The following is a 12,085-nucleotide window of genomic DNA, read 5'->3' as shown; positions in this document are numbered from 1 at the left end:
TGCGTCAGGCGGTCTCGTACAGAGCCTCGATCAGGTGGCCGTACTTTTCGCGGACCACGCGGCGGCGGAGTTTCAGGGTCGGGGTGAGTTCGCCCGTTTCCGGGCCCCATTCCTCCGCCAGCAGGCGGTAGCGCTTGATCTGTTCCGTGCGGTTGAGGCGGGCGTTGGCGGCCTCCACCGCGCGGGCCGTCTCCTCCAGGACCGCCGGGTGGGCGGCCAGTTCCGCCAAGGTGGTCGTCTCGATGCCGCGGGCGGCGGCCCAGGCGGGGGCCAGTTCGGGGTCCAGGACGAGCAGGGCGACGAGGTAGGAGCGGCCGTCGCCGTGGACCAGGGCCTGGCCGATCAGGGGGTGTTCCTTGACGGTGTTCTCCACCAGGGCCGGGGCCACGTTCTTGCCGTTCGAGGTGATGATCAGCTCCTTCTTGCGGTCGGTCAGCCACAGGAAGCCGTCCTCGTCGAGCCGGCCGATGTCCCCCGTGGGGAACCAGCCCTCGGCGTCGGCGGCTCCCTCCACCGTGCCGTCGGGCCGCAGGTAGCCGTCGAAGACGGTGGCGCCGCGCGCGAGGACCTCGCCGTCCTCGGCGAGCCGGAGCTCCAGCCCCTCGATCGGCCGGCCCACCGAACCGAGCCGGAAGCCGCCGGGGCTGTTGCCGTTGACGGTGCACACCCCGGAGGTCTCGGTCAGCCCCCAGGCGTCCATGATGGTGATCCCCCACCCCGCCCAGAAGCGGACCACCTCGATCGGCATCGGCGCCGTCGCGCTGGCCGTCCACACGAGCCGGTCCAGCCCCGCCAGCCGCAGCAGCGGGTCCAGGACCCGTTCCTTCGCCTGCGCGTACGAGGCCTCCAGCGCGGCCGGGGCCTCCTCGCCGCGCTCCCGGTGCCCGGCCAGGGCGCGGGCCACGTCCCCGGCCCCCTCGATGGCCCGCCGCTGCTCCTCCGGGAGGCCCGCCAGCACCGCCCGTACGCCGGCGGCGAGCTTCTCCCAGACCCGGGGCACCCCGAAGAACTGCACCGGCCGCAGCTCCCGCACCGCCGCGGCCACGGCGGTGGGGTCGGCGACCAGCCGGACGTGCGCGGCGCGCAGCAGCGGCAGGTAGATGCCGAGGATCCGCTCGGCGATGTGGGCGAAGGGCAGGTAGCAGACGTGCTCGGCGTGCTCGGGGAGCTCCACGTGCCGGTCGAGGCGCACCGACTGGAGCAGGATGTTGCGGTGGCTGAGCCGCACCCCCTTGGGGTCGCCGGTGGTGCCCGAGGTGTAGACGACGGTCAGGGGGTCGCCGGGGCGGGACTCCTGCCAGGCCTTCTCGAAGGCGTTGGGGCGGTGCAGGCGGGCGCCGGCGGCGTAGAGGGAGCCGTAGGTGGTGTGCGGGCCGGCCTCGGCGGCCTCGGCGACGACGAGGCGCTCCAGCGGGGTGGCGGGGTCGTCCAGCAGCGGGGCCCAGCGGGCCAGCTCGCGGGCGCCCTCGACGACGGCCAGGCGGGCCCGGCTGTGGCGGCGATGTGGGCGATCTGCTCGGGCGCGGAGGTTCCGTAGACGGTGACGGGGACGGCCCCGATGTGCACGAGGGCGAGGTCGCTGAGCCAGTGCTCGGGCCGGTTGCCCATCATCAGCAGGACGTGTTCGCCGCGGGCGACGCCCAGGGCGGTGTATCCGGCGGCGAGGACGGCGACGCGGCGACGGGCCTCGCTCCAGGTGAGGGTCTCCCACGTGCCCCCGCCCCCGGTGCGCCAGGAGAGGGCGGGCAGGTCGGGGTGTTCGGCGGCGTTGCGGGCGAGCAGGGCGGGGAGGGTGAGGTCTTCGGGTCGTCCGGGCAGTCGCAGGTTCGTGGTCATGGGCAGCTCCTGGCCGTTTCACATCGTTGGTGCGACAGCAATACTGTTGAACCCAAGCCGTGCAGCAGAGAGCGAGGAGCGGACGATGGCCGACGACCGGGCGACCGAGCCGATGCTCACCGTCGACGAGCTGGCGTCGAAGGCCGGTGTCACCGTCCGCACCGTACGGTTCTACAGCACGCGCGGGCTTTTGCCCCCTCCCGTGATCGGACCCCGTCGGGTGGGGCACTACGGCCCGGAGCACCTGTCGCGGCTGGCGCTGATCGAGGAGCTCCAGCACCAGGGGATGACCCTGTCGGCGATCCAGCGCTATCTGGACGCGCTTCCGGACGACCTGAGCGCGCACGACCTGGCGATCCACCGGGCGCTGGTGGCGACCTGGGCGCCGGACACGGCGCGGGAGGTGGCGCGGGACGAGCTGGAGCGGCGGGCGGGGCGCGCCCTGTCGGACGGGGACCTGCGCCGGCTGGCGGCGATGAACGTGCTCGCGGAGGCGGGTGAGGCGGGTGAGGGTTTCCGGGTGGACCTGGGCCTGCTGCGGCTGGGGGTGGCGCTGCTCGACGTGCCGATCGCGCACGAGACGCTGCTGGTGGCGCGGGGGATCCTGCTGGAGCACGCGCGGACGGCGGCGCACCAGCTGACGGCGCTGTTCCGGGACGAGGTGTGGGGGCCCTTCACCGAGGGCGAGAGCGATCTGGAGCGGATCGAGTCGATGAAGGCGCTGTCGGCTCACATGCAGCCGATGGTGGTGCAGGCCCTGGTGACGGCCTTCCAGCGGTCGCTGAAGGAGGAGCTGCGGGCGGCGTTCGCCTCGGAGACCGGGTGAACGCCGCCTTGGGGGCCAGTGGTTGAGGGTTCACACACCGCCGGCGAGGAACGACCAGTCGGCGGAGACGTTGGCGAGCGATCCGACGTTGGCGTAGTTGTTCCCGCTGAGCTTCGAGGTCCACGCCGTGCCGTCCGTCTTGTAGAAGAACAGGCTGTCGCCGGTCCTGCCCTCTTCCTCCCACAGGCCCGACGTGCCGGTGTCACGGAAGTCGCCGACCTTGCCGCCGGTCGCCCGGGCGATGCGGGACTTGAGCTGGGAGCCGGTGTTCTCGAGGGCCAGGACCGTGTCCTTGGTCGCGACGAGCGTCCCCAGGTCCTCGGTCTCCCTGCCGCCGACGTGGTTGTAGACGCCGCCCGTGAGGGTTCCGTATCCGATTTCACCGGACTTCGCGAAGACCGCCGTGTCGCACGAGGCGGCGATGGAGTCCCAGCCCGTGCTGAAGTTGTCGTACGAGCGGACGTGGTGGTAGCGGCCGTTCTTGAGCGTGCCGGTGCCGCCCTGACCGTTGTCCGCGTTGTAGAAGAGCGCCGAGTCGCCCGACGCCACGACGGCGGTCCATCCCGTCGAGAAGTTGTTGTAGGTCTGGACGCGGGTGTACTTGCCGTTCTTGAAGGTGCCGCTCTCGCCGGCCCCGGTGTCGGCGTTGTAGAACAGCAGCGAGTCGCGGCTGGCGACGCCGTGGGTGTACCCGTCGGGAACGTTGATGTTGGATCCGTAGTGCCAGTGCCCGGCCGACAGGGTGCCGGTGCCCACGGCTCCGGTGTCCTTGTTGTAGGCGGCGAGCGAGGTGCTCGGGCTCGTCTGGTTGCAGAAGGCCGAGGCGGCGGTCGCGGGCGTCCCCGGAGCGGCCAGCGTGACGGCCATGACGGAGGTGGCGAATGCGGCCACCAGGGATTTCTTCATGGGTCTCCCCGTTTCTTCGTACGTGAACGGGTGTTCCCCCCAGCTGTGCACGATCGGAGAAGGACACGTGCCCCGTCCATGGTGCGCCGCACCGGACGCCGTCGCATCTCGGTCCTCGTCGTGCGCGAAGGGGCCGCCCGGGGTGGTCCCCCGGGCGGCCCCTTCCCGTGTCGGGCGCCGGCTGCGGCCTGGCGAGCCGGTCAGTCCGCGTACGTCTCCCCGCGCTCGGCCTTCGCCACCAGCGAGGCGGGCGGGGTGAAGCGCTCGCCGTAGGTGGCGGCGAGTTCGCGGGCGCGGGCGACGAAGCCGGGCAGGCCGCCCTCGTAGCCGTTGATGTACTGGATCACGCCGCCGGTCCAGGCGGGGAAGCCGATGCCCATGATGGAGCCGATGTTGGCGTCGGCGATGGAGGTGAGCACGCCCTCGTCCAGGCAGCGGACGGTGTCCACGGCCTCGGCGAAGAGCATGCGTTCCTTCATGTCCTCGAACGGGACCTCGGCGGCGTCCGGCTTGGCGAAGTGCTCGCGCAGGCCCGGCCAGATGCGGGTGCGCCTGCCGGACTCGTCGTACTCGTAGAAGCCGGCGCCTCCGCTGCGGCCGGGGCGGCCGAACTCGTCGACCATGCGGTCGATGACGGTGTCGGCGGGGTGCTCGGTCCAGGCGCGGCCCTCGGCCTCGAAGGCCTTGCGGGTCTCGTTGCGGATCTTGCGCGGGAGGGTGAGGGTGAGCTCGTCCATGAGGGAGAGCACCTTGGCCGGGTAGCCGGCCTGGGCGGCGGCCTGCTCGATGGAGGCGGGCTCGATGCCCTCGCCGACCATGGCGACGCCCTCGTTGATGAACTGGCCGATGACGCGGGAGGTGAAGAAGCCGCGCGAGTCGTTGACCACGATCGGGGTCTTGTTGATCTGGCGGACCAGGTCGAAGGCGCGGGCGATGGCCTCGTCGCCGGTGCGCTCGCCCTTGATGATCTCCACCAGCGGCATCTTGTCGACGGGCGAGAAGAAGTGCAGCCCGATGAAGTCGGCGGGGCGCGAAACCCCCTCCGCCAGACCGGTGATGGGCAGGGTGGAGGTGTTGGAGCAGAGCAGCGCGTCGGGGGCGACGATGTCCTGGATCTCCTGGAACACCTTGTGCTTGAGGGCCGTGTCCTCGAAGACGGCCTCGATGACGGCGTCGCAGCCGGCCAGGTCGGCGGCGACGGCGGTCGGGGTGATCCGGGCCAGCAGCTCGGCGCGCTTGGCCTCGGTGGTGCGGCCCTTGGCGAGCGCCTTGTCGAGCAGCTTCTCGGAGTAGGCCTTGCCCTTGGCGGCGGCCTCGGGGGTGACGTCCTTGAGGACGACCTCGATGCCGGCGCGGGCGCAGGAGTAGGCGATGCCCGCGCCCATCATGCCGGCTCCGAGGACGGCGACCTTGCGGACCGTGCGGGGCTCGACGCCCTGCGGGCGGCTGCGGCCGGCGTTGACGGCCTGGAGGTCGAAGAAGAAGGCCTGGATCATGTTCTTCGCGGTCTGGCCGGTGACCAGCTCGGTGAAGTAGCGGGCCTCGATGGTCAGGGCGGTCTCGAAGTCCACCTGGGAGCCCTCGACGGCGCAGGCCAGGATGTTGCGGGGGGCAGGGTAGGGGGCGCCGTTCAGCTGCTTCTTGAGGTTGGCGGGGAAGGCCGGGAGGTTGGCGGCGAAACGCGGGCTGGACGGCGTGCCGCCGGGGATCCGGTAGCCGGGGACGTCCCAGGGCTGCTTCGACTCGGGGTTGGCGTCGATGAAGGCGCGGGCCTTGGCGATCATCTCCTCGGGGGTGGCGGCCAGTTCGTGGACGAGGCCGGCCGCGAGGGCGCGCTGCGGGTTGTACTGGGTGCCCTGGAGGAGGACCTTCAGGAGGGCGTCGGCGATGCCCATGAGGCGGACGGTACGGGTGACGCCGCCGCCGGCCGGGAGCAGGCCGAGGGTGACCTCGGGCAGGCCGATCTTGGAGCCGGGGGCGTCGAGGGCGACGCGGTGGTGGGAGGCGAGGCAGATCTCGTAACCGCCGCCGAGGGCCGCGCCGTTGATGGCGGCGACGACGGGCTTGCCGAGGGTCTCGATGCGGCGCAGCGAGCGCTTGATCGCGGTGCCGGTGTCGAAGGCGACCTGGGCGTCCTCGGGGCGCAGCCCGATCATGTCCTTGAGGTCGCCGCCCGCGAAGAAGGTCTTCTTGGCGGAGGTGTAGATGATGCCTCGGATGGAGTCCTTCTCGGCCTCGGCGCGGTCGGCGATGGCCGCGATGGAGTCCTTGAAGGCCTGGTTCATCGTGTTGGCGGACTGGTTCGGGTCGTCGAGGACCAGGGTGACGACGCCGGTCTCGTCCTGTTCCCAGCGGATCGTGGTGGACTCGCTCATGTTCGCTACTTCCGTGTCAGAGGTGGGATCAGGGATCGGGAATCAGGACGGATCAGACGCGTTCGACGATGGTGGCGACGCCCATGCCGCCGCCGACGCAGAGGGTGACGAGGCCGTAGCGCTTGTCCTGGCGCTCCAGCTCGTCGACGACGGTGCCGAGCAGCATGGCGCCGGTGGCGCCGAGCGGGTGGCCCAGCGCGATGGCGCCGCCGTTGACGTTGACCTTGTCGAGGGAGACGCCCATGTCCTTGACGAAGCGCAGGACGACGCCGGCGAAGGCCTCGTTCATCTCGATGAGGTCGATGTCGTCGATGCTCAGGCCGGCCTTGGCGAGGGCCTTGCGGGTGGCGGGGGCGGGACCGGTGAGCATGATGGTGGGTTCGGAGCCGGAGACGGCGGCCGAGACGATACGGGCGCGGGGGCGCAGTCCGTTCCGCTCGCCGGCCTCGCGGGTGCCGATGGCGACGAGGGAGGCGCCGTCGACGATGCCGGAGGAGTTGCCGGCGTGGTGGACGTGGTCGATCTTCTCGACCCAGTGGTACTTCTGCAGGGCGACGGCGTCGAAGCCGCCGAGGTCGCCGATGTCGGCGAAGGAGGGCTTCAGCTTGGCGAGGGTGTCGGCGGTGGTGCCGGGGCGGACGAACTCCTCGTGGTCCAGGACGACCAGGCCGTTGCGGTCGGTGACGGGGACCACGGAGCCGGCGAAGCGGCCCTCCTTGATGGCGGTGGCGGCCCGCTCCTGGGAGAGGGCCGCGTACTCGTCGACGTCGCGCCGGGTGAAGCCCTCGATGGTGGCGATCAGGTCGGCGCCGATGCCCTGGGGGACGAAGCCGGTGTCCCAGTTGGTCATCGGGTCGGCGAACCAGGCGCCGCCGTCGGAGGCCATGGGGACGCGGGACATGGCCTCGACGCCGCCCGCGAGGACGAGGTCCTCCCAGCCGGAACGGACCTTGGCGGCGGCGAGGTTGACGGCTTCGAGGCCGGAGGCACAGAAGCGGTTCTCCTGTACGCCGGCGACGGTGTCGGGCAGTCCGGCGGCGATGGCGGCGATGCGGGCGATGTCGGAGCCCTGGTCGCCGACGGGGCCGACGACACCGAGGACGATGTCGTCGATGGTGGCGGGGTCGAGGCCGGGGTTGCGTTCGCGCAGGGCCCGGATGAGGCCGACGACCAGGTCGATCGGCTTGGTGCCGTGCAGGGCGCCGTTGGCCTTGCCGCGTCCGCGCGGGGTGCGGATCGCGTCGTACACGTACGCTTCGGTGCTCACAGGTCGTGCCTTTCGGGGGAGGTCCGGCGGAAGTCGGGGAGGGGTCGGGGCGTCAGCCGAGGAGGGAGCGGCCGATGATCTCCTTCATGATCTCGGTCGTGCCTCCGTAGATGGTCTGGATGCGGCCGTCGGTGAAGGCGCGCGCCACGCGGTACTCGGTCATGTAGCCGTAGCCCCCGTGCAGTTGCAGGCAGCGGTCGGCGACGCGCTTTTGCAGCTCGGTGGCCCACCACTTGGCCATGGAGGCGTGGACGTGGTCCAGTTCGCCGGCCGCGTGGTCGGTGATGCAGCGGTCGAGGAAGGACCGGGTGACCGCGCACTCGGTGGCCATCTCGGCGATCTCGAACCGGATGTGCTGGAGCTTGGCGAGGGGGCGGCCGAAGGCCTCGCGTTCCTTGACGTAGGCGGTGGTGATCTCCAGCAGGTGCTCGGCGGCGGCGATGGCGGCCATCGCGATGCCCATGCGCTCCTGCGCGAGGTTGGTCATCAGGTGGACGAAGGCCCCGTTGAGCTCTCCGAGCAGGTTCTCCTTGGGGACGCGTACGTCGTGGAAGAAGAGTTCGGCGGTGTCCTGGGACTTCTGGCCGATCTTGTCGAGGTTGCGGCCGCGTTCGAAGCCCTCCGCGCCGCGTTCGACGACGAGCAGGGACAGTCCGTGCGCCCCGCCCTCCGGGGTGGTCTTCGCGACGACGATCACCAGGTCGGCGAGGATGCCGTTGGAGATGAAGGTCTTCGAGCCGTTGAGCAGCCAGTGGTCGCCCCGGTCCTCGGCGCTGGTGCGGATCCCCTGGAGGTCGGAGCCCGCGCCCGGCTCGGTCATCGCGATCGCGGTGATGATCTCGCCGGAGCAGAACCCGGGCAGCCAGCGGCGCTTCTGCTCCTCGGTGGCCAGCGAGGTGAGGTAGGGGCCGATGATGTCGTTGTGCAGGCCGATGGCCAGGCCCGGGGCTCCGGCGCGGGTGAACTCCTCGGCGAGGACGGCCGCGTAGCGGAAGTCGGGGTTGCCGCCGCCCCCGTACTCCTCGGGGACGGCGAGGCCGAGCAGGCCCTGCCGGCCGGCGGCCCGCCAGGCGTCGCGGCTGACGATGCCGTCCTTCTCCCACTGGTCGTAGTGCGGCAGCACCTCCTTGGTGAGGAAGGTGCGGACGGTCTCGCGGAACGCCTCGTGGTCGGCGTCGAAGATGCGGCGTTGCATGGGTCCCCCTAGAGCCAGCTCTTGACGGTTTCGATCAGCCGGGCCGGCTCGGGGCCGACGGGCGTGACGTTGAGCATGGTGACGCCCGCCTCCCGGAAGGCCTCGACGCGTTCGCGCACGTAGCCCTCGGGCCCGCAGAGGGTCATGAGCTCGCAGAACTCGTCGGGGACGGCGGCGGCCGCGTCGCGCTTGCGGCCGGAGAGGTAGAGCTCCTGGATCCTGCGGGCCTCCTCCTCGTACCCGTAGGCGACGGCGAGGTCGTTGTAGAAGTTGCGGCCGACCGCGCCCATCCCGCCGACGTACAGGGCGATCTGGGGCCGTGCCAGGTCGCGGGCCTTCGCCGCGTCCTCCCCGATGGCCAGCAGGCCGCCGGCGACGGTCTGGAGCGGGCCCAGCTCGGCGGGCCGCCCGGCCGTGCCTTCGGCGAGCGCGCTCCCCCAGACGGCGTGCGCCTTCTCCGGGATGAAGAGGGTGGGGAGCCAGCCGTCGGCGATCTCGGCGGTGAGGGCGACGTTGGCCGGGCCGAGGGAGGCGACGTAGACGGGGATGCGGTCGCGGACCGGGCGGGTGAGGATCTTCAGCGGCTTGCCGTGCCGGCCGCCGCGCTCGGGCGGCAGCGGCATGTCGGTGATGCCGTGGTGGTCGATGGTCTCGCGGCGCCAGATGCGCCGGCACAGCTCGACGGTCTCACGGGTGCGGCCCAGCGGCTTGTCGTACGGCTTGCCGTGCCAGCCCTCGATCACCTGCGGGCCGGAGGCGCCGAGGCCGAGCAGGGCCCGGCCGCCGGACATCGCGTCGAGTCCGGCGGCGGTCTGGGCGATGAGGGCGGGGGTGCGGGAGTAGACGTTGACGATGGCCGAGCCGATCTTCATCCGCTCGGTCCGCGCCGCCAGGTACCCCATGATCGTCGGGGAGTCGAAGCCCCAGGCCTCGGCCACCCAGACGGCGTCGAGGCCCGCCGACTCCAGCGCGGCGGCCTCGTCGGCGGCCCGGCGCGGGTCGCCCGCGTAGTCGAGGAGCATGGACAGTTCCATCAGGCGCCCTTCGCGCTCAGGCCCGGCACGTCCCAGTCGCGGGCCACGGTTTCGGTGTCCGCCCCCGGCCGCGCCGGGCCGCTCGTCACGGCGGTCGGGGTGGCGGAGAAGCGCGGTGCGGGGGCGGGCTGGGTGATCCCGCCGAAGTCGGTGAAGGTGGAGCGGGCGGCGAGGTGCGGGTGGTGCGGGGCCTCGCCCAGGGAGAGGACGGGGGCCACGCAGGCGTCCGTGCCCTCGAAGACCTCGGTCCACTCGGCGCGCGTCCGGGCCTTGAAGCGGGTGGCGACGGCCTCGCGCAGCTCGCCCCAGCGGGCCGCGTCCTTGCGGGCGGGAGCTTCGTCGGCGATGCCGAGGAGGCGGACGAAGGTGTCGTAGAACTGCTGCTCCAGGGCGCCGACGGCCATGTACTGCCCGTCGGAGGTCTCGTAGGTGCCGTAGAAGGGGCAGCCGCCGTCGAGCAGGTTGGCCCCGCGCCGGTCCTGCCAGCCGCCGGCCGCGACCATCCCGTGGATCATGGCGGTGAGGTGGGCGGTGCCGTCGACGATCGCGGCGTCCACGACCTGGCCGGAGCCGCCGGGGGTGCGGGCGTGCCGGAGGGCGGCGAGCACGCCGATGACCAGGTACAGGGAGCCGCCCGCGTAGTCGCCGACCAGGTTGGCGGGGACGGCCGGGGGCTCGTCGGGGCTGCCGATCATGCCGAGGGCTCCGGTGACGGCGATGTACGCGATGTCGTGGCCGGCGGTGTGGGCGAGCGGGCCCTCCTGGCCCCAGCCGGTCATCCGGCCGTAGACCAGCCGCGGGTTGCGGGCGAGGCACTCGGCGGGGCCGACGCCGAGCCGCTCGGCGACGCCGGGGCGGAAGCCCTCGATGAGTACGTCGGCCCGCTCGACCAGCTCCAGCACCCTGGCGGGACCGGCGTCGGACTTCAGGTCGACCAGGACGGAGCGCTTGTTGCGGTTGGTGACGTCGTAGGCCGGATCGATGGCGAGCCCGCCGCCGCCGGGCCGGTCGACGCGGACGACGTCGGCGCCGAGGTCGGCGAGGAGCATGGCGGCGAACGGGCCGGGCCCGATGCCCGCCAGTTCCACGACGCGCACCCCGGCGAGCGGGCCGGTCCCTTGCTTCGCCTCGGTCATCGGGCCCCCAGCGTCCCTGGTGCGTGTGTGACACAACTGATGTAACACCAGCGATGCTAGGAAGGCGCCCGACTCAGCACAAGAGCAAGCGCTTAGCCGATTGGCGCAATCTCCCCGGCTCCGTCGGACCCTCCTGCTTACCGCAGGTCACACCTGCTCGCACGGACCATCGGCTCCCACGCTAGCCTCAGCCACCGATACCAGCCGGGAGGAACGTTCCATGTACGAGCACGTCCACCGCAGCCGTCCCGAACGGGACTTCGACCTCGTGCTCTTCGGCGCGACCGGGTTCGTCGGAGCGCTGACCGCCGAGTACCTGGCCCGCCACGCCCCGGCCGGCTGCCGCTGGGCCCTGGCCGGGCGCGACCTGGCGAAACTGGAGCGGCTGCGCGAGCGGCTGGCCGCCCTGGACCCGGCCTGCGCCGGCCTGCCGCTGCTGCGCGCCGACGCCGCCGACGGGCCGGCGGTACGCGCTCTGGCCGCCCGGACGCGGGTGCTGGCCACGACCGTCGGGCCGTACGTCTGGTACGGGGCGGAGCTGGTCGCGGCCTGCGCCGGGGCGGGCACCGACTACGTGGACCTCACCGGTGAGCCGGAGTTCGTCGACCGGATGTACGTCGCGCACGACGCGCGGGCCCGGGAGACGGGGGCGCGGCTGGTGCACGCGTGCGGGTTCGACTCGGTCCCCGCCGACTTGGGGGCGTACTTCACGGTGGGGCTGCTGCCGGCCGGGGAGCCGCTGCGGGTGGACGGGTTCGTCCGGTCCTCGGCGCTGGCCTCCGGCGGGACGCTGGCCTCCGCCCTCACCGCCCTGGGGCGCGGCCCGCAGGCCCTGGCGGCGGCGCGGGAGCGCAGGCTGTACCAGCCGCGGCTGCCGGGACGCCGGGTGCGCGGAGCGGTGGGGGTGCCCCGGTTCAGCCGGGAGACCGGCACCTGGGCGCTGCCGCTGCCCACGCTGGACCCCCGGGTGGTGACCCGGTCGGCGGCCGCGCTGGAGCGCTACGGGCCGGACTTCCGCTACCGGCACTACGCCTCGGTGCGGCACCTGCCCGTCGCCGTGGGTGGGACGGCGGCCGTGGGCGCGGTGGCCGCGCTGGCCCAGGTCCCGGCGGCGCGGCGGTGGCTGATGGCCCGCTGGGAGCCGGGCACGGGCCCGGACGCCGAGCGGCGCGCCCGCAGCTGGTTCACCGTCCGCTTCGTCGGCGAGGGCGGCGGCCGACGGGTGTTCACCGAGGTGTCGGGCGGGGATCCGGGTTACGGGGAGACGGCGAAGATGCTGGCCGAGTCCGCGCTGTGCCTGGCGTACGACGCCCTGCCGGAGACCTCCGGCCAGCTGACGACGGCGGTGGCGATGGGCGACGCCCTGCTGGCCCGCCTCCAGAAGGCCGGCATCCGCTTCCGGGTGGCGGCGGAGGCCTAGACGAGTAATTCCGAAGTCTTCGGGCGCATGAAGCGAGGGTCTCGTTGGTTCGTTTGTGACGACAAACCTGGAGACCCTCGCGACTGCACT

At 72.4% G+C, this 12,085-nt stretch carries 8 protein-coding genes and 1 pseudogene; 2 read left to right on the top strand and 7 right to left on the bottom strand.

Annotated elements, in window-relative coordinates:
- Positions 1 to 4 precede the first annotated feature (4 nt).
- Positions 5 to 1,836: pseudogene (locus ACZ5NJ_RS11950) on the bottom strand (AMP-dependent synthetase/ligase).
- Positions 1,837 to 1,921: 85 nt separating this feature from the next.
- Between ACZ5NJ_RS11950 and ACZ5NJ_RS11945 the strand changes: the two are divergent.
- Positions 1,922 to 2,662: a MerR family transcriptional regulator gene (locus ACZ5NJ_RS11945; RefSeq protein ID WP_468764615.1), complete on the top strand. Its 741-nt coding sequence runs from the start codon at positions 1,922 to 1,924 to the stop codon at positions 2,660 to 2,662.
- Positions 2,663 to 2,692: 30 nt separating this feature from the next.
- Here the strand turns inward: ACZ5NJ_RS11945 and ACZ5NJ_RS11940 are convergent, their stop codons facing one another.
- The 6 genes from ACZ5NJ_RS11940 to ACZ5NJ_RS11915 form a co-directional block, all read right to left on the bottom strand.
- Entirely contained in the window at positions 2,693 to 3,568 is an 876-nt protein-coding gene (locus tag ACZ5NJ_RS11940) for a hypothetical protein (protein WP_468764614.1), read from the bottom strand.
- 200 nt (positions 3,569 to 3,768) lie between these two features.
- Positions 3,769 to 5,943 (bottom strand): 3-hydroxyacyl-CoA dehydrogenase NAD-binding domain-containing protein, encoded by a 2,175-nt coding sequence (locus tag ACZ5NJ_RS11935; RefSeq protein ID WP_468764613.1) that lies wholly within the window; start codon positions 5,941 to 5,943, stop codon positions 3,769 to 3,771.
- 52 nt (positions 5,944 to 5,995) lie between these two features.
- Entirely contained in the window at positions 5,996 to 7,210 is a 1,215-nt protein-coding gene (locus tag ACZ5NJ_RS11930) for an acetyl-CoA C-acetyltransferase (RefSeq protein ID WP_468764612.1), read from the bottom strand.
- Between the two features lie 52 nt (positions 7,211 to 7,262).
- Complete coding sequence (locus ACZ5NJ_RS11925) at positions 7,263 to 8,405, bottom strand: acyl-CoA dehydrogenase family protein (protein WP_468764611.1); 1,143 nt, start codon at positions 8,403 to 8,405, stop codon at positions 7,263 to 7,265.
- Between the two features lie 8 nt (positions 8,406 to 8,413).
- Entirely contained in the window at positions 8,414 to 9,439 is a 1,026-nt protein-coding gene (locus ACZ5NJ_RS11920; RefSeq protein WP_468764610.1) for an LLM class F420-dependent oxidoreductase, read from the bottom strand.
- Positions 9,439 to 10,575, bottom strand: coding sequence for a CaiB/BaiF CoA transferase family protein (locus ACZ5NJ_RS11915; protein WP_468764609.1), 1,137 nt, complete (start codon positions 10,573 to 10,575; stop codon positions 9,439 to 9,441). Before ACZ5NJ_RS11915 ends, ACZ5NJ_RS11920 begins: the two co-directional genes overlap by 1 nt.
- Before the next feature lie 220 nt (positions 10,576 to 10,795).
- Here ACZ5NJ_RS11915 and ACZ5NJ_RS11910 point away from each other — a divergent pair, with 220 nt between their 5' ends.
- Complete coding sequence (locus tag ACZ5NJ_RS11910; RefSeq protein ID WP_468764608.1) at positions 10,796 to 11,995, top strand: saccharopine dehydrogenase family protein; 1,200 nt, start codon at positions 10,796 to 10,798, stop codon at positions 11,993 to 11,995.
- Positions 11,996 to 12,085: the final 90 nt, after the last annotated feature.

It is taken from the genome of Streptomyces sp. NPDC032091 (assembly GCF_055580265.1).
The sequence above is the reverse complement of the archived record's forward strand: the minus strand, read 5'-3'. Positions and strand labels throughout refer to the sequence as shown.